The 17,176-nt window shown below is 75.0% G+C and carries 18 protein-coding genes; 6 read left to right on the top strand and 12 right to left on the bottom strand.

Going from position 1 to position 17,176, the window contains the following annotated elements:
- Positions 1 to 31: 31 nt before the first annotated feature.
- From ACIQGZ_RS01560 to ACIQGZ_RS01545, 4 genes are all read right to left on the bottom strand, one after another.
- Entirely contained in the window at positions 32 to 586 is a 555-nt protein-coding gene (locus ACIQGZ_RS01560; RefSeq protein ID WP_402598614.1) for a SigE family RNA polymerase sigma factor, read from the bottom strand.
- 348 nt (positions 587 to 934) lie between these two features.
- Positions 935 to 1,135, bottom strand: coding sequence for a DUF5326 family protein (locus ACIQGZ_RS01555; RefSeq protein ID WP_402598613.1), 201 nt, complete (start codon positions 1,133 to 1,135; stop codon positions 935 to 937).
- A gap of 156 nt (positions 1,136 to 1,291) precedes the next feature.
- A complete protein-coding gene (tenA, locus tag ACIQGZ_RS01550; protein WP_402598611.1) occupies positions 1,292 to 1,981 on the bottom strand; it encodes a thiaminase II in 690 nt (229 codons plus the stop codon).
- 65 nt (positions 1,982 to 2,046) lie between these two features.
- On the bottom strand, positions 2,047 to 2,364 hold the full coding sequence (locus ACIQGZ_RS01545) for a cupin domain-containing protein (protein ID WP_402598609.1): 318 nt from the start codon (positions 2,362 to 2,364) through the stop codon (positions 2,047 to 2,049).
- A 103-nt stretch (positions 2,365 to 2,467) separates the two neighbouring features.
- Between ACIQGZ_RS01545 and ACIQGZ_RS01540 the strand changes: the two genes are divergently transcribed.
- The 3 genes from ACIQGZ_RS01540 (at position 2,468) to ACIQGZ_RS01530 (ending at position 4,799) form a co-directional block, all read left to right on the top strand.
- Entirely contained in the window at positions 2,468 to 2,845 is a 378-nt protein-coding gene (locus ACIQGZ_RS01540; RefSeq protein WP_402598608.1) for a phage holin family protein, read from the top strand.
- Positions 2,846 to 3,229: 384 nt separating this feature from the next.
- Positions 3,230 to 4,114: a LysR family transcriptional regulator gene (locus ACIQGZ_RS01535; RefSeq protein ID WP_402598606.1), complete on the top strand. Its 885-nt coding sequence runs from the start codon at positions 3,230 to 3,232 to the stop codon at positions 4,112 to 4,114.
- A gap of 157 nt (positions 4,115 to 4,271) precedes the next feature.
- Positions 4,272 to 4,799 (top strand): NUDIX domain-containing protein, encoded by a 528-nt coding sequence (locus ACIQGZ_RS01530; protein WP_402598605.1) that lies wholly within the window; start codon positions 4,272 to 4,274, stop codon positions 4,797 to 4,799.
- Between the two features lie 22 nt (positions 4,800 to 4,821).
- Here ACIQGZ_RS01530 and ACIQGZ_RS01525 read toward each other — a convergent pair whose 3' ends face one another.
- From ACIQGZ_RS01525 to ACIQGZ_RS01500, 6 genes are all read right to left on the bottom strand, one after another.
- A complete protein-coding gene (locus ACIQGZ_RS01525; RefSeq protein WP_402598603.1) occupies positions 4,822 to 6,414 on the bottom strand; it encodes a globin domain-containing protein in 1,593 nt (530 codons plus the stop codon).
- Between the two features lie 299 nt (positions 6,415 to 6,713).
- On the bottom strand, positions 6,714 to 7,067 hold the full coding sequence (trxA, locus tag ACIQGZ_RS01520; protein ID WP_402598601.1) for a thioredoxin: 354 nt from the start codon (positions 7,065 to 7,067) through the stop codon (positions 6,714 to 6,716).
- 71 nt (positions 7,068 to 7,138) lie between these two features.
- The gene (locus tag ACIQGZ_RS01515; protein ID WP_402598600.1) at positions 7,139 to 7,537 is read right to left on the bottom strand and encodes a MerR family transcriptional regulator; all 399 of its coding nucleotides are present in this window, start codon (positions 7,535 to 7,537) and stop codon (positions 7,139 to 7,141) included.
- Between the two features lie 86 nt (positions 7,538 to 7,623).
- Positions 7,624 to 8,973: a dihydrolipoamide acetyltransferase family protein gene (locus ACIQGZ_RS01510; protein WP_402598599.1), complete on the bottom strand. Its 1,350-nt coding sequence runs from the start codon at positions 8,971 to 8,973 to the stop codon at positions 7,624 to 7,626.
- Between the two features lie 5 nt (positions 8,974 to 8,978).
- Entirely contained in the window at positions 8,979 to 10,004 is a 1,026-nt protein-coding gene (locus tag ACIQGZ_RS01505) for an alpha-ketoacid dehydrogenase subunit beta (protein ID WP_402598598.1), read from the bottom strand.
- Complete coding sequence (locus ACIQGZ_RS01500) at positions 10,001 to 11,152, bottom strand: thiamine pyrophosphate-dependent enzyme (RefSeq protein WP_402598597.1); 1,152 nt, start codon at positions 11,150 to 11,152, stop codon at positions 10,001 to 10,003. Before ACIQGZ_RS01500 ends, ACIQGZ_RS01505 begins: the two co-directional genes overlap by 4 nt.
- A 237-nt stretch (positions 11,153 to 11,389) precedes the next feature.
- Between ACIQGZ_RS01500 and ACIQGZ_RS01495 the strand changes: the two genes are divergently transcribed.
- The gene (locus tag ACIQGZ_RS01495) at positions 11,390 to 12,028 is read left to right on the top strand and encodes an Lrp/AsnC family transcriptional regulator (RefSeq protein WP_402598596.1); all 639 of its coding nucleotides are present in this window, start codon (positions 11,390 to 11,392) and stop codon (positions 12,026 to 12,028) included.
- 29 nt (positions 12,029 to 12,057) lie between these two features.
- Here ACIQGZ_RS01495 and ACIQGZ_RS01490 read toward each other — a convergent pair whose 3' ends face one another.
- Complete coding sequence (locus ACIQGZ_RS01490) at positions 12,058 to 12,726, bottom strand: TetR/AcrR family transcriptional regulator (RefSeq protein ID WP_402598595.1); 669 nt, start codon at positions 12,724 to 12,726, stop codon at positions 12,058 to 12,060.
- Positions 12,727 to 12,915: 189 nt separating this feature from the next.
- Between ACIQGZ_RS01490 and paaN the strand changes: the two genes are divergently transcribed.
- Positions 12,916 to 14,628, top strand: coding sequence for a phenylacetic acid degradation protein PaaN (paaN, locus tag ACIQGZ_RS01485; RefSeq protein WP_402598594.1), 1,713 nt, complete (start codon positions 12,916 to 12,918; stop codon positions 14,626 to 14,628).
- A gap of 370 nt (positions 14,629 to 14,998) precedes the next feature.
- On the opposite strand, the gene ACIQGZ_RS01480 is transcribed toward paaN, so the two are convergent.
- Positions 14,999 to 15,568, bottom strand: a complete 570-nt coding sequence (locus tag ACIQGZ_RS01480) for a TetR family transcriptional regulator (protein WP_402598593.1) — start codon at positions 15,566 to 15,568, stop codon at positions 14,999 to 15,001.
- A gap of 113 nt (positions 15,569 to 15,681) precedes the next feature.
- Between ACIQGZ_RS01480 and ACIQGZ_RS01475 the strand changes: the two genes are divergently transcribed.
- Entirely contained in the window at positions 15,682 to 17,151 is a 1,470-nt protein-coding gene (locus ACIQGZ_RS01475; protein WP_402598591.1) for an FAD-dependent monooxygenase, read from the top strand.
- Positions 17,152 to 17,176 lie beyond the last annotated feature (25 nt).

The raw sequence follows: 17,176 nt of genomic DNA, 5'->3' as shown, positions 1-17,176 counted from the left end.
GTCATCGGGTATCGGGTCATCGGGTATCGGGTCATCGGGCCGCCTCCGCCGCGTAGTCGGCGAGCTGCGGATGGCTGCGCAGTTTGGCCAGCGCCCGGCTGGCCTGGCTTTTCACCGTGCCCGGGGAGCAGCCGAGCACCTGCGCGGTGTCCTGCTCCCCGAAGTCCTCCCAGTAGCGCAGCACCACCACGGCCCGCTGCCGGGGCGGCAGCGAGGCCAGTGCGGTGAGCAGCGCGGACCGCTGCTCCAGCCGGTCCTGGGCGCCGTCCCGCGCCGCCCGGTCGGGCAGCCGGGGCATCAGCAGCTGGGTCACCCGGCGGCGGCGGTACCGGCTGACGTTGTTGTTGACCAGCGCCCGGCGGACGTACAGGTCGGGGTTGTCCAGGCGCCGGATGCGGTCCCAGCCGGAGTAGACCTTGGCCAGGGTCGCCTGGACCAGGTCCTCTGCCTCGTGGTGGTCGCCGGTGAGCAGGTACGCGGTGCGGACCAGCCGGGTCCAGCGGGCGGCGGCGAATGCCTCGAAGTCCGGGGCGGCGCCGGTGTCGGCGCTCCCGGTGCTGGTCGCGGTCCTGATGTCGGCCTCCACCCCTGCGGCGCCCGGGTGCGGCCGTTGCCGTCCGGGTGTGTGCGGTCGGATCGGTGGCCCGGTCGTGCCCGCGCGGACGGCGGGCTCCCTCACTGCGGTCGATGGCACGGTGCTCCCTGTGGCTCGTGCGGATGTCGGTCGGTTCGGGAGCGGGCCCACTCCGACCTGTAACACCCGTGTGGGAGCCGTCGGGTTGCATGACGCCGCAGCCGTTCTCCGCGACGGCGGACCGATCAGGCCCGTACACGCAGGGGCCACACAGGCAGCGACCCAGACACGCAGCGGCCCGGAAACGCAGGCGCCCGCACACCGGGCGGTGTGCGGGCGGGCGCCTCGGGCTGTCGGCAGCTAGTGCCGGGCGGCCTTCTTCACCAGGATCACCACGGCGGCGGCGATGCCGACCACGATCAGCGCCTTGACCGCGAAGGCGATGATGGCGCCAACCAGGCTGAGCACGGCGAGCAGCACGTACCACGCCACGATCAGGACCAGGATCGGTACGACCACGTTGCGCACCCACGAGGGCAGCGACTTCCAGAACTCAGCCATGTCCGTTCCTTCTCTCCCCTCGGACCGGCTCCTGCGAGGCCGCGTCCCGTCCGCTGTGGACACTTCGATCGTACGGGGGCCCCGCAGCGCAGACGAGGGCCGTCGGCCCCGAGAAGACCCGGACATTCCCCTGATCCGGGCCTCCGGGCCGACCCCTCACACCGGCCAGCGCTCGCCGCGCCAGGCGGCGTCCCAGAACATCCACTCATAGCGGGTGGTGGTGGTGAAGTGCTCGGTCGCGCGCCGGCGCTCCGCTTCCGAGAGCTCCTCACCGATCCGGTCGGTCAGGTCGAGCACCCGCCGCACCACGGTCTGGAACGCCTCGTCGCCGTAGGTGGCGATCCAGCGGGCGTAGAGCGGGTCGGGCGACGAGGCTTCCAGCAGCCGCTCCCCTACCTTGGCGTACACCCAGTAGCAGGGCAGCACGGCGGCCAGCGCCTCGGCGAAGGAGCCGCCGTACGCGGTGGCCAGCAGATAGCTGGAGTAGGCGCGGGTGGTGGGCAGCACCGGTTCGGCGGAGGCCGCCGCCGCGTCCGAGCCCAGCGCGGACATGAAGTCGGCGTGCATGCTCTGCTCGGCGGCGATGGCCCCCACCGCGTCGTCCGCGAAGGCCCGGACGTCCTGCTCGGTCGGCGCCTTGGCCGCGCACACCGAGAGCGCTCGGGCGTAGTCCCGCAGATAGTGCGAGTCCTGCACCACGAAGTGGCGGAACGCCTCCCGGGGCAGCGTGCCGTCGGTGAGCCCGGCGATGAAGGGGTGCGTGAGGATGGCCGCGTAGGCCGGCTCCGCCGCCGCCCACAGCTGCTCGGTGAACGGTATGGCCTGCGGTCGGCCCTGCTCGCCCATCGGGTCTCCCTACCTGGTGGTTCCTGCCCTGGTGGTTGCTGCCCCGACCCTATCCGCGCCGCTGGTCAGCCCTCCGGCGGGGAGAAGACCACCAGGACCCGCAGCTCCTCGGTGATGTGGTGGAAGCGGTGCGGCACGCCGGCCGGCACATGCACCACGCAGCCCCGGGCGACGGTGGCGGTCTCGGTCCCCACGGTCAGGTACGCCCGGCCGCTCACCACGAAGTAGATCTCGTCCTGGGCGTGCGGCTGCTGGGTGTCGGTGTCCCCCGGTGAGAGGGCGTAGAGGCCGGCCGACATATGGCGCTCGTTCAGGAAGCGCAGATAGGCGCCCTGGTGGGCGGCCCGCTCCGCGTCCAGGTCGTCCAGCCGGTACATCTTCATGGGGTGCTGCTCCTCTCACCGCCGGTCGGCACGGGGGCATTCAACACCAGTCGCCGCGCAGCGGAGCTTCCGGAGTCGGGCGGCTCCTGCGACGATCACGCCCATGAAGAGTTTCGTCCTGAAGACGCTGATCAACGCCGCCGCCATCTGGGTGGCCGCCCTGATCGTCGACGGCATCACCCTCTCCGGCGGCTCGACCGGGCACAAGGTCCTCACCGTCATCCTGGTCGCCCTGGTCTTCGGAGTGGTGAACTGGCTCATCAAGCCGATCGTCAAGCTGCTGTCCCTGCCCCTGTTCATCCTCACCCTGGGCCTGATCACCTTTGTGATCAACGCCCTGATGCTCTGGCTGACCTCGTGGGCGTCCGACCGGCTGAACCTGGACTTCCATGTGCAGGGCTTCTGGGCCGCGCTGCTGGGCGCCCTGATCATCAGCATCATCTCCTGGGGCCTCAGCCTCGTCCTCGGCGACGACGACTGACGTCCACACCCCCGGCCCGCCCGGCCCCGCCCCCGCTCGGCCGCTTCGGCGCAGAGCGGCGGGCGGAGCCTCCCCCCTCGTGGCTCCGCCCGCCCGCAGCCGTCCCCAGCCCCCTGGTGCACGCCGGTTGACGCGCGGAGAACGACCTGAACAAAGGTAGTTGACTGGGCTGAGGTGTCCAATCACCGGATGACCGCACACCTATCGGCATATTTATGTTTGGGTGGTGGGCCGGTCGTGGCGTCGGATTTCGGACATTCTCCGTCCGCGCAGCTGGGCCCGCTTCTCGGCCGGGGTCGCGGACACCGATGATGCTCGGGGTATCGGGGTATCGGGGCACCGGCGTATCGGGGTATCGGGGTCGGGGAGAGGGGTACGGCGGTCGTGGATCTGGCGCTGCTTCGCACCTTCCTCACGGTGCACCGTGCCGGTTCCATCACCCGGGCCGCCCAGCTGCTGGGGCTGTCGCAGCCCGCCGTCACCGGGCAGATCCGGGCCCTGGAGCGGCAGCTGGGCCGCCCGCTGTTCCTGCGCCAGCCGCGCGGCGTCGCCCCGACCGGGGTGGCCGACGAGCTGGCCCACCGGGTCGCCCCGCATCTGGACGCGCTCGGCGAGATCGCCCAGGAGGGCCTGTACGGGACCGCGCCGCGCACCCTGCACCTGGCCGGGCCGCCCGAGTTCACCGCCAGCCATCTGCTGCCCGCGCTGGCTGGGCTGGTCGCCGACGGGCTGGCGCTGCGGGCCACCCCGGCCACCGGTGACGACGCCGTGGCGGGCCTGGCCTCGGCGACGTACGACGTGGCGGTGACCACGGCGCTGCCGCGCGGGCGGCCGTTCCACATCACGCCGCTGCACGACGAGGAGCATGTGCTGGTGGCCGCGCCGCGCTGGGCCGGCCGGCTGGACCCGCCGGCGGCGGTCTCCCCGGCGGCGCTGGAGCGGCTGCCGCTGCTGGACTGCGGGGAGGAGCTGCCGTTCGCCGGGCCGTACTGGGCCACCGTCTTCGACACCCGCCCCGCCGCCGCGGCGGCGCTGGTCGTGCCCGATCTGCGGGCGGTGCTGACCGCCGCCCGGGAGGGCGCCGGGATCGCGGTGCTGCCCCGGCAGCTGTGCGCCGCCGACCTGGCGGCCGGCACGCTGCGGGTGCTGCTGGAGCCGCCGATGGCGCCGCTGCGGACCTTCTTCCTGGTGGTACGGGCGGGCACGCTCGCCCAGCCGATCGTGGGCCGCGTCCACTCCCGGCTGCTGCGGGCCGCCGCCCGCTGGTGAGCCGGGCCGCCCCGGCGGCCCGTTCGGGTTTCGCCGCGCCCGGCCTGCGGCACAATCCCCGGCAACAGCCGTCACAACGGCCCGTTCCGCCCCACCCGACGGCTCGGACCGTGTTCGTCCCGCCCTGCCGCAGCGGGGCGGCCGCCCGGAGGTGACCATGGGCTCCTCGGCCCACCGCCCGGTGGTGAAGCGCACCGCCCGCGCCATCCTGCTGGACCTCGACCCGGCCGATCCGCACGGCGGCCCGGCGTCGATCGTGCTGATCAAGCGCACCCGCCCCGGCTGCACCCCGTACTGGATCACCCCCGGCGGCGGCGTGGAGCCGGACGACCCCAGCGTGGTGGACGCGCTGCACCGGGAGGTGGACGAGGAACTGGGCGGCAAGATCGCGGACGTGGTGCCCGCCTTCGTCGACACCGTGGTCCACCCCGACCCGCACGGCGCGCCGATCGAGCCGGGCGGGGTCAAGGTGCAGCACTTCTTCGTCTGCCGGCTGGACGGGATGGACCCGTCCCGGCGGCACGGCCCCGAGGTGGAGCAGCCGGCCGGCGAGTACGAGATCGTCCGGCTGCCGTTCACCCGGGAGGGCGTGACCTCGGTGAACGTGGTGCCGCCGTCGCTGCGGGCGTATCTGGCGGCCAATATCGAGGGCGTACGGGCGCTGCTGGCCGACGATCTGACCTGAGCCCCCGGCGCGGTCCGACCGGTCAGGACCGCTCCGCCAGGTCGTGGCGGATGCGCTCGGCCGGCACCCCGGCCCGCAGCAGCGCCTCGGTGCCGCGCCGGACCATGGCGGCCGGGCCGCTGAGGTAGGCGTCATGGCGGTCCCAGGGGCCGTACCGGGGCACCACCTCGGGCAGGGTGCCGGACAGCCCCAGGGTGCGCTGGTCGGAGATCACCGGGTGCACCGAGAGCCAGGGGTGCTGCTGGGCCAGCCGCAGCAGGGCGTGCAGCTCGTACAGGTCCTCGTTGCGGCGGGCGCCGTAGAAGACCGTCACCGCGCGGGCGCCCGCGCCGTGCCCGGCGACATCCTCCACCAGGGCTTTGATCGGCGCGATGCCGGTGCCGCCGCCCAGGCAGAGCAGGCTGCCGCCGCCGCTGTGGTCGACCACCATCCGGCCCTCGGGCTGGCCGAGCCGCAGCACGTCCCCGGGGCGGGCGCGGTGCACCAGGGCGTTGCTGACCCAGCCGGCCGGCACCGCCTTGACGTGGAAGGTGAGCAGCCCGTCGGCGCGCGGGGCGCAGGCGATGGAGTACGGGCGCCACACCCGGGGCCACCAGGGGGTCTCCAGGGTGGTGTACTGGCCGGCCAGGTACGGGTAGGGCTGGTCGGGGCGGACGGTGACGGCGGCGATCTCGCGGGTGCGCTGCTCATGGGCGACGATCTCGGCCTGCCACCAGGACGGGGTGGCGCTGCTCTCGGCGGCGCCGGTCATGGTCCGGGCGATCAGGCCGTAGACGCGCTGCCAGGCGCTCTCGGTCTCGGCGTCCCAGTGGTGTCCGCAGTAGCGGGCCAGGGCGGCGACCAGGCACTCCCCGAACGGGGCGTAGTGCTCGCTGCGCACCCCGTACCGGCGGTGGCTGCGGCCGAGCGGGGCGAGCTGGGCGGTGAGGGCGGCCGGGTCCTCGGCGCTGCGGGCGGCGGTGAGCAGGGCGCGGAACAGCCGGTCGCGCTGGACGTCCATGGCGGCGGGGAAGAGGGAGCGCAGTTCGGGGTGGCGCAGGAAGACCAGCGCGTAGAAGTGGGCGGTGGCGCGTTCCGCGACCGGTTCCAGGGCGGCCAGTGAGGCGCGGACCAGCTCCAGGTCGCGGGGGGTGGGGTCGTCGGCGGCGACCTGGGTGCCGACCGGGACGGCGGCGGTGCGCAGCGCGGGGGGCAGGGCGGGCGGGGCGCCGGCGGGGGTGTCGGTGCCCCAGGCGCGGGTCCAGTGGTCGCCGGGGCCGGCCCAGTTGAGGCCGGGGGCGCGGGTGAACATCGGCTCGATGGGCGGCCGGTCGGGGCGCCTGGGGTAGGCGAGCAGTCCGGTCTCGGGTGCCGGTACGGGCGGGGCAGGGGCCGGTACGGGCGGGGCAGGGGCCGGTACGGGCGGGGCGGGGACGGCGGGCGGGTCGATCGGTACCGGCGGCGGGGGTGCGGGGGCGGGCGGCGGCGGGGGGATCGCGGCGCTCAGGCCCGGTACGGCCGCCGGGGTGGTGGCGCCCACTCCGGCGCGTACCAGCACCGGTGCGGCGCTTCCCCGGTGTCCGGTCGGTTCCCCTGCCCGCCCCGGCTGCGGCGGCTCGGTCGTCAGAGCGTCCATCATCGGCGCTTCCATGCTTCGGCCTCGACTCGTACTCATCGCTGCCCCGACCACTTTTTTCAACTCCGATCATTTCTGATCAGAAGAATTCGAAAAGCACATCGGGAAACCGGTGAATTCCGGCCTCGCCTAGCCTTACACGCCCGAACAGCTCATCCGACAAGTAGCGCGAATACCCGACGGCGCCGCCCGCCGCGCGCTATCCTCCCGCCGAACCGTGCCGCAGGCGCAGACCGGCCGAACCGTGCCGCAGGTACCCGGGTCCGCCCCCGCCCACCGGCGACGGACCCGGGCCCGGCTCACAGCACGTCGGCCAGGTCCGCCAGCAGCCGCCGCTTGGGCCGGGCGCCGACCAGCGACCGCACCGGCACACCGCCCCGGAAGACCATCAGGGTGGGCATCGACAGCACCCCGTACGCGGCCGTGGTCTCCGGGTTGGCGTCCACGTCCAGCACCGCGACCCGCAGCCGGCCCGCCTGCTCGGCGGCGATCTCGGCCAGCACCGGGGCCAGCATCCGGCACGGGCCGCACCAGTCGGCGGTGAACTCCACCAGCACCGGCGACTCGGCCGCCAGCACCTCCGCCGCGAAGTCCGCGTCGGTCACCGTGCGGACGGCTCCGTCGGCCGCCGTCCGTTGTGCCATCTCCTGCATGTCGTGCTCCCCTCATGGGTCCGGTCGGTTTCAGGCACTCGCCGGTCGGTTGCGGAGCGCACCGGTCGGTCTCAGGAACCCGGGTGCGGGGCCAGCTCGCAGCGGGGCTCGGGGGCCGCCGCAGCGTCCGCCCTGGCGAGCTGGTCGCGGAGCTGGTCGCGGACGCCCTGAAGCCGGGCGATGCAGCCGTCCAGCTCCGCGAGCTTGCGCCGGTACACCTCCAGCGACGCCGGGCAGGCGTCACCGGCGTCATGGCCCGCCCGCAGGCACTCCACGAACGGCCGGGTCTCCTCCAGGCCGAAGCCGAAGTCCAGCAGGCTGCGGATCTCCCGCACCAGCCGCAGATCGTCCTCGTCGTACTCGCGGTACCCGTTGACCGCGCGCCGGGCGTCGAGCAGCCCACGCGACTCGTAGTACCGCAGGGTGCGGGTGCTCGTCCCGGCCCGCTCCGCCAGCTCACCGATCCGCATCGTCCTCCGGCTCCTCTCGGGCTGTGCCGTGCTGTCGACGGTAGACCTTGACGCCGACGTCAACGCCAGCCCGAGCGGAGCCGGTCTCACAAGTGGCGCAGCAGCTCCGCCGGATTCTCGACGCAGTCCGCGACGAACCGCAGGAAGCCGCCGGCCGCGCCGCCGTCGCAGACCCGGTGGTCGAAGGTGAACGACAGCTGGGTGACCCGGCGCACGGCCAGCTCGCCGCCGTGCACCCACGGCCGCTCGGTGACCCGGCCGACGCCCAGCATGGCGGCCTCGGGGTGGTTGAGGATCGGGGTGGAGCCGTCGACGCCGAAGACGCCGTAGTTGTTGAGGGTGAAGGTGCCGCCGGTCAGCTCGGCCGGGGTGAGGGTGCCCGCGCGGGCGCCTGCGGTGAGCCGGGCGATCTCGGTGGCCAGCTGCTCGGTGGTCAGCCGCTGGGCGTCCCGGACCACCGGGACCACCAGGCCGCGTTCGCCCTGCACGGCGAAGCCCAGGTGGACGGCCCGGTGGCGGCGGATGCCGGTGGGGGCGCCGTCCGGGCCGGTCACCACGCTGGCGTTCAGCTCGGGGTGGCGGACCAGGGCGGCGGTGCAGATCCTGGCCAGCAGCGCCAGCAGGCCGATCCGGGGGCCGGTGCCGGGGGCGGCCAGCCGGTCCTTCAGGGCGACCAGTTCGGTGGCGTCGGCGTCCACCCAGCAGGTGGCGTCCGGGATCTCCCGGCGGCTGCGGGCCAGCTTCTCCGCGACCGTACGGCGCAGACCGCGCAGCGGCAGCACCTCGGCGTCGGGCTCGACCTCGGCCGCCGGCGCGGATGTTTCACGTGAAACAGCGGCGGCCAGCGCGCGGTCCACATCGGAGCGGAGGATCAGCCCGTCGCGCCCGCTGCCGGTGAGGGTGGCCAGGTCGATGCCGTGCTCCCGGGCCAGCTTGCGGACCAGCGGGGAGACCACCGGCACCGGCCCGCTGCGGGCCGGGGGTGTCGGGGCTGCGGGTGTCGGGGCTGCGGGCGCCGGGGCCGGGGGCGGCGTCGGGGCCGCGCCGGTACGGACCCGGCGGCGCCGCGCGGCGGCGTCCTGCCTGGAAGTGCCGTAGCCGACCAGGACATTGCCGGAACCCTCGCCCTCGGCGCTTCCCGAGGCGCTCCCCGAGGCGCTCTCCGGAGCACCCTGCGGCTCCCCGCCCTCGCCGGACCCGGCCACCGTCACCAGCGGCGCCCCCACCGGCACCTCCTCGCCGGGCTCGCCGAACCGGGCGGTGACCACGCCCCCGTACGGGCAGGGCACCTCGACGGAAGCCTTGGCGGTCTCCACCTCGACCACCGGCTGGTCCACCGCGACGACCTCCCCGACCTCCACCAGCCACCGCACGATCTCGGCACCGGTCAGCCCCTCCCCCAGATCGGGCAGGGTGAACTCGCGCACCATCGCCATCGGGCTCAGTCCTCCCACTGCAGGCGGGCCACCGCGTCCAGGATGCGATCCACTCCGGGCAGGTGGTGGCGCTCCAGCATCGGCGGCGGATACGGGATGTCGAAGCCGGTGACCCGCAGCACCGGTGCCTCCAGATGGTGGAAGCAGCGCTCGGTGATCCGGGCGGCGATCTCCGCGCCCACCCCACCGAAGCCGGACGCCTCGTGGACCACCACGGCCCGGCCCACCCGGCGGACCACCTCGCAGACCGTCGCGTCGTCGAACGGCACCAGGCTGCGCAGATCGAGCACCCCGACCTGCCAGCCCTCCGCCTCGGCGGCCTCGGCCGCCGCCAGGCAGACCGGCACCGAGGGGCCGTAGCCGATCAGCACCGCCGACCGCTCGGTGCCGCCGGACGCGACCGGCCGCCGCAGCACCGCCCGCCCGACCGGCGCGACCGGGGTCGGCGCGTCGGGCGTCCACTGCTGCTTGGACCAGTAGAGCCGCTTGGGCTCCAGGAAGACCACCGGGTCGTCGCAGGCGATGGCGGCCCGCAGCATCCCGTAGGCGTCCTCGACGGTGGCGGGGGTGAGCACCTTCAGGCCCGGGGTGTGGGCGTAGTACGCCTCGGAGGAGTCGCTGTGGTGCTCCACCCCGCCGATGCCGCCGCCGTACGGGATGCGGATGGTGATCGGCAGCGGCAGCTGCCCGGCGGTGCGGTTGCGCATCTTGGCGACATGCGAGACCAGTTGCTCGAAGGCCGGGTACGCGAAGGCGTCGAACTGCATCTCGACCACCGGCCGCAGCCCGTACATCGCCATGCCGACGGCGGTGCCGAGGATGCCCGCCTCGGCCAGCGGGGTGTCGGTGCAGCGGTCGTCACCGAACTCGGCGGCCAGGCCGTCGGTGATCCGGAAGACGCCGCCCAGGGTGCCGACGTCCTCACCGAGGACGTGCACCGCCGGGTCGTCGCGCAGGGCGTCCCGCAGCGCCGTGTTGAGCGCCCGAGCCATGGTCGTGCTGGTGCCGGTGGGGGCGGTCGCGGTGGTCATCTGGCCGCCGCCTCCGCTTCCAGCTCGGCGGCGAGCTGCGCCGCCTGCTCGCGCAGCTGCGGGGTGGGTTCGGCGTAGACGTGGGCGAACAGGCTCATCGGGTCGAGGACCGGCTCGGCGTGGAACTCCTCGCGCATCCGGGCGGCCAGCCGCTCGGCCTCGTCGTCCGCCGCCCGTACGCCGTCGTCGTCCAGCAGGCCCGCCGCGCGCAGGCCGCGCTCCATCAGCAGCACCGGATCGTGCTCGCGCCAGGCGGCGACCTCCGGCTCGCCGCGGTAGCGGCCGGCGTCGTCGGCGTTGGTGTGCGCGTCCAGGCGGTAGGTGACGGCCTCCACCAGCACCGGGCCGCGCCCGGCGCGGGCGTGCGCCACCGCGTCGCCGAGCACGGTGTGCACGGCGGCGGCGTCATTGCCGTCCACCAGGCGGCCGGCCATGCCGTAGCCGACCGCCTTGTGGGCCAGGCTGGGCGCGGCGGACTGCTTGGCGAGCGGCACCGAGATGGCGTAGCCGTTGTTCTGCACCAGGAAGACCACCGGGGCGTTCAGTACGGCGGCGAAGTTGAGCGCCTCGTGGAAGTCGCCCTCGCTGGTGCCGCCGTCGCCGACCAGGGCCAGCGCGACGGTGTCATGGCCGCGCAGCCGGGCGGCGTGGGCGAGCCCGACGGCGTGCGGGGCCTGGGTGGCCAGCGGGGTGGAGAGCGGGGCGGTGCGCCACCGCACCGGGTCCCAGCCGCTGTGCGCGTCGCCGCGCAGCAGGGTCAGCGCCTCCAGCGGGTCGACGCCCCGGGAGACCACGGCGAGGGTGTCGCGGTAGCTGGGGAAGAGCCAGTCGTCGGCGCGCAGCACGGTGGCGGCGGCGACCTGGCAGGCCTCCTGGCCGGTGGAGGCGGGGTAGACGGCGAGCCTGCCCTGCTTGGTGAGGGTGGTGGCCTGCTGGTTGTAGCGGCGGCCGACCACCAGGCGGCGGTGCAGGTCGCGCAGCAGCGCGGGGTCGAGCGCGGCGGCGGCCGGGGTGCCCAGCACCCGGACCGGGGCGGGGTCGGGGAGCAGCGGCGCGGGGTCGGTGCGCGGGGCTCGGGCGCCGGGCCGCCAGGGTGGGGCGTGGTGGGCCGGGCCGGGTGTTCCCGGCTGCTGGTCCAGGACGGTCATCGTGGGCACCTCCGTGCGGGTGGGGAGGTCGCGCCGGGCGGCGTCGGGGGGGGTGGCGGCGCCCGGCGTGGTACCGGTGGGGCGGCGGTGCCGGGTGTGGTGTCCACGGGGCCGCTCTCCCTACCGATTGTTCGGTTGCCTGTTCACTTTGGCCACAGGGCTGCACAAGTGGTGGACAAACTGCCGACCGGGCGGTCGACTGGGGGCAGGACGTCCACATGGGAAGGGCGGGGGGACATGTCCGCTGAACAGATGGCCGGGACCGGCGGCGCGGCCCCGGAGCGCCGCGGCCCGCTGACCGGCGCGGGTCGGTCGCCGGGTCGGGGCGAGGCACCGGGCGACCGGGCGACGTCGGGTCCGCCCGCGAGCGGGACGAACGGCGCGAACGGTACGAACGGGAACGGTACGGGCCAGCCGGGCGGCGGCCGGGCGCTGGACCGGATCGACCGGGCGATCCTGCGGCTGCTCCAGCAGGACGGCCGGGCGTCGATCCGCTCGGTCGCCGAGCAGGTGCACGTCTCGCGGGCCAACGCCTACGCCCGGATCGCGCGGATGATGGAGGACGGGGTGATCCGTGGCTTCACCGCGCGGGTCGACCATGAGCGGGCCGGCCAGGGGGCCTCCGCGTACGTCACGCTGAAGATCGTGCAGAACTCCTGGCGCACGGTGCGGGAGCAGCTGCTCACCCTGCCGGGCGTGGAGCACATCGCGCTGGTGAGCGGGGAGTTCGACGTGCTGCTGCTGGTGCACACGGCGGACAACCGGGCGCTGCGGGAGCTGGTGCTGGGCCGCATCCAGAGCCTGCCGGCCGTGCTGGGCACCCAGACCCTGCTGGTCTTCGACGAGACGGACCAGGTGCCGCCGCAGCCGGACTGAGCCGCCCGCGCCCGGTCCCCTCGCCTGCCTCAGCCCTGGCCGGGCCGCCGCAGCCCGTCGAAGGCGAGCCGGACCACGGCGTCCACGATGTGCTCGGCGGAGGCGGAGCCGGATTCGGCGCCGCCGTCGGCCTCGGCGGCCGGGTGGTACCACTCCACAATGGAGTTGATCATGCCGAAGAGCAGCCGGGTGGCCAGCCGGGGCGGTACGTCCCCGCGCAGGTCGCCGTCGGCCGCCGCCGCGCCCACCAGCTCCGCCACCCGGTGGTCGAAGTCGCGCCGCCGCCCGAGCGCCCACTGCTCGGCGGCGGTGTTGCCGCGCACCCGCAGCAGCAGGGTGACGTACGGCAGTTCGGCGAGCAGCACCTCGGCGGTGCGCCGCACCACGTGCTCCAGCCGCTCCACCGGGCGGCCGGTGCGGGCGCGGGGCTCCTCCAGGATGGCGAACAGCCCGTCCAGCGCCCGGCCGACGGCGAGGCGCAGCAGCTCCTCCTTGCCCCGGACGTGGTGGTAGATGGACGACTTGGAGATGCCGGCCGCCCGGGAGAGGTCCTCCATGGAGGTGCCGTCGTAGCCGCGCGTGTTGAAGACCTCGACGGTCACCGCGAGCAGCGACTCCACCGTGTAGCTGTCCCGGCGGCCGCCCGGCGGCACGGCGGCGCGGGGCCGGGCGGCGGGTGGCGGCGTGTTGTCGACCATGGGCACGAGTATCCACCGATGGAGCAACGGTTCTCCGGCCGGGCGGGAATCCGGGCCGCCACCCTCTTGAACCGACCAATCATTCGGTTACGCTGAGGCAGGGCCCTCCCCGCGTCTCCGGCGCGGCGGAGAAGCGCCACCCACCCTCCCAGCTTCCGCCCCCACCCTCCCCGCAGAGGAGCGCACACCATGGCAGCAGCGGACCGCGGCCCCGAGCCGACCACCCCGGCCGCCTCCGGGCTGGTCGAACGGCACCGGGAGACCCTCGACCGGGCGCTGGCCGCGCTCACCGACCGGGACTACTGGTCGCCCTACCCCGAGATCCCCAAGGCGTACGGGGAGAGCGCGGCGGCCGACGGCCGGGCCGCCTTCGACGCGCTGCTCGGCAGGCCCTTCGAGCTGGACCAGCCCGGCGCCGACGGCGAGACCGGCGAGGAGGTCTCCCCGTACGGCCCGGTGCTCGGCGTCCGCTACCCGCACGCCGACCCGGAGGCGCTGGTCGCCGCCGCGCGGGCCGCGCAGCCCGGCTGGGCGGCGGCCGGGCCGCTGACCCGGGCGGCGGTCTGCCTGGAGGTGCTGGCCCGGATCAACGCCCGCTCGCACGAGTTCGCCCAGGCCGTGATGCACACCACCGGGCAGGCGTACGGCATGGCGTTCCAGGCCGGCGGCACCCATGCCCAGGACCGCGGCCTGGAGGCGGTGGCCTACGCGTACGCCGAGCAGACCCGGCTGCCCCGGCGGGCGGGCTGGACCAAGCCGCAGGGCAGGCGCGACCCGCTGGTGATGGAGAAGACCTTCACCGCCGTGCCGCGCGGCGTCGCCCTGCTGGTGGGCTGCAACACCTTCCCCACCTGGAACGGCTACCCGGGCCTGTTCGCCTCGCTGGCCACCGGCAACCCGGTGGTCGTCAAGCCGCACCCGCGCGCGGTGCTGCCGCTGGCGCTCACCGTACGGATCGCCCGCGAGGTGCTGGCCGAGGCGGGCTTCGACCCGAATGTGGTCACCCTGGCCGCCGAGCAGCCGGGCGAGGGCCTGGCGAAGGTGCTGGCGCTCCACCCCGAGGTGCGGATCATCGACTACACCGGCTCCAGCGCCTTCGGCGACTGGCTGGAGGCGCACGCCACCCAGGCGGAGGTCTACACCGAGAAGGCGGGCGTCAACACCGCCGTCATCGACTCCACCGACGACTACGCCGGGCTGCTGAACAACCTCGCCTTCTCGCTCTCGCTGTACAGCGGCCAGATGTGCACCACCCCGCAGAACCTGCTGATCCCGCGCGGCGGCATCGCCACCGACCAGGGCGACAAGTCGTACGACGAGGTGGTGGCCGACCTGGCGGCGGCGGTGGGAGCGCTGCTCGGTGACGACGCCCGCGCCGCCGCGATCCTGGGCGCGGTGGTCAACCCCGGGGTGGCGGAGCGGATCGGGCAGGCCCTGGAGGGCGGCTACGGCGAACTGGCCCTGGCCCCGCGCCCGGTGGCCGTCCCGGACTTCCCGGACGCGCTGGTGCGGACGCCCGCGCTGGTCAAGGCGGACGCGGCCAAGCCGGACGACGAGGCGACCTTCCGCAGCGAGTGCTTCGGCCCGGTCTCCTTCGCCATCGCGGTGGACTCCACGGCCGACGCGGTGGAGCTGCTGCGCAGCACCACCCGGGAGCAGGGCGCGATGACCGCCGCCGCCTGGACCACCTCGCCGGAGGTGGAGGCGGCGCTGGTGGACGCCTGCCTGGACGCCGGGGTGTCGCTCTCCCTCAACCTCACCGGCGGCGTCTACGCCAACCAGACCGCCGCCTTCTCCGACCTGCACGGCACCGGCGCCAACCCGGCGGCCAACTCGGCGTACTGCGACGCCGCCTTCGTGGCCGGCCGGTTCCGCACGGTGGAGGTCCGCCGGCACGCCTGAGCGGGCGGCACCGGCGCCGGGGCTGACGTGGGGTCGGCTCCGGCGTCCGGCGGCCCGCCGGGGGCGGACGACCCGGGTCCGCAGCAGGACGAGGCGGACCACGGCGGCGTGCCCGGCTCCCCGCCGTACGGGACGCCCGGGGCGAGGCGCCCGGGGCGAGGCGCCCGGGGCGAGGCGTCCGGGGCGAGGCGCCCGGGGCGGGCAGGAACGCGACACCGCCCTCGATCTGGCGCCCGGGGGCGTCGGCGCCGCTGTCGGGACGGGGTGCCGGGCCCCGGGTCGCCGTCCGGCTCATACCGGGGCGGCTCACAGCCCCGGCAGTGACGGCGGCCGACGAGCGTACCGGGAACCGCGCGGGCCGCCGGTGACGCTAGGTCAGCACGGCCTGTACCAGCGGGCCGAACCGCGCCACCAGCTCTTCGCGGTCCATCTCCACCACCGGCGGCAGCCGCAGGACGTAGCGGCACATCGCCAGGCCGATCAGCTGGGTGGCCACCAGCGCGGCGCGGGCCCGCGCCTCGGCCGGGTCCCGGTGCAGCGCGGCCACGGCGGGCGCGACCTGCCCGGCGAAGGCGTCCCGGGCGCGCTCGGCGGCGGTCTCGTTGGTGGCGGCGGAGCGCAGCATCACCTGGAGCGCCTCGTCGCCCTCCCAGCGCGCCAGGAAGTGGGCGACGACGCCCGCGCCGATCCGGTCCGGCGGCAGCGCGGCCAGCGCCGGTATCCGCAGGTCGACCTCGGTGACCGAGGCGGCGGCCGCGAACAGCTGCTCCTTGGAGCCGAAGTACCGCATCACCATCGCCGGGTCGATACGCGCGTCGGCGGCGATGGCGCGGATGGTGGCGCGGTCGTAGCCGTCGGCGGCGAACCGGGTGCGGGCGGCGGCCAGGATGGCGGCCCTGGTGGCGTCCGAGCTGCGGGGGCGCGGCGGTCTCTCGATCACGTCAACAACTGTAGGCCAACGGTCGTTGACATACCAGGGACGCCGTCCTAGCGTTGAAGTCAACAGGTGTTGACCGCAGGGCCGACCGGCCCGGCGAACCCCAGGGGGCGACCATGCCTGACCGCACCAGCACCACCGATGTCCTCATCGCCGGCGCCGGCCCCACCGGCCTGCTGCTGGCCGGCGACCTCGCCGCCGCCGGCGTCGGCGTCACCGTCCTGGAGCGGCGCACGGCCGAATCAGGGCTCACCCGCGCCTTCGCCGTGCACGCCCGCACCCTGGAGCAGCTGGACGCCCGGGGCCTGGCCGACGAGCTGATCGCCACCGGCACCGCGCTGAGCTCACTGCGCTTCTTCGGACAGCTGCGGATCGACCTCTCCCAGCTGCGCAGCCGGTTCCCGTTCGTACTGATCACCCCGCAGTACAACACCGAACGGGTGCTGGAGCGGCGGGCGCTGGCCGCCGGTGCCCGCATCCTGCGCGACGCCGAGGTGACCGGGCTGCGCCAGGACCCGGACGGCGTGGAGCTGGACGTCCGCGACGGCAGCGGCGGCACCGCCACCCACCGCGCCCGGTACGCGGTCGGCGCGGACGGCGTGCGCAGCGCGGTGCGGCAGCTGCTGGACCTGCCCTTCCCCGGCGAGTCGGTGGTCAGCTCGATGATGCTGGCGGACGTACGGCTGACGCACCCGCCCGGCGAAGTGCTCCTGGCCGCCGCCGGGCGGGGCGGCTTCGGCCTCCTCGTCCCCTTCGGTGACGGCTGGTACCGGGCCATCGCCTGGAACCGGCACCACCGGCTCCCCGACGACGCCCCGGTGGACCTCGCTGAGCTGCGCGAGGTGCTGCGGCGGACCCTCGGGGACGACTACGGCATGGGCGAGGCGCGCTGGACGTCCCGCTTCCACAGCGACGAGCGGCAGGTGTCGCAGTACCGCTCCGGCCGGGTCTTCCTGGCCGGCGACGCCGCGCACTGCCACTCCCCGGCCGGCGGCCAGGGCATGAACACCGGCCTCCAGGACGCCGTCAACCTCGGCTGGAAGCTCGCCGCCGCCGTGCACGGCCACGCCCCGGCCGGGCTGCTGGACAGCTACCACGCCGAGCGGCACCCGGTCGGCCGCAAGGTGCTGCGCAGCTCCGGCGCGCTGATCCGGTTCGCCCTGGCCGGCTCCACCGCCGCCGGCGCCCCGATCACGGCCCTGGTCCGGCTGGGCTCCCACCTCCGCCCGGTGACCCGGCGCGCCACCCGCCAGGTCTCCGGCATCGGCATCGCCTACCCGGCCCCGCGCGGCGCCCACCCGCTGACCGGCCGCCGGGTCCCCGACCTGCGGCTCACCGGGCCGGACGGCACACCGCAGCGGCTGTACGAGGCGCTGCGCACCGGCAGGTCCGTCCTGGTCGGCCGCTCCCCCGAGGCGGCCCGCCCCTGGGCCGACCGGCTGCTGCCCGCCACCCCGGCCGGCGGCCCGGCCACCACCCTGCTGGTCCGCCCCGACGGCTACACCGCCTGGGCCGCCGACTCCCCCGCCCCGGCCACCCTCCACACCGCCCTCACCACCCACCTGGGCCCCCCGGCCGGCTCGTGACCGGCGCCGGCCGGATCAGGTGCCG

Source organism: Streptomyces sp. NPDC092296 (assembly GCF_044755465.1).
GTDB lineage: Bacteria > Actinomycetota > Actinomycetes > Streptomycetales > Streptomycetaceae > Peterkaempfera.
The sequence above is the reverse complement of the archived record's forward strand: the minus strand, read 5'-3'. Positions and strand labels throughout refer to the sequence as shown.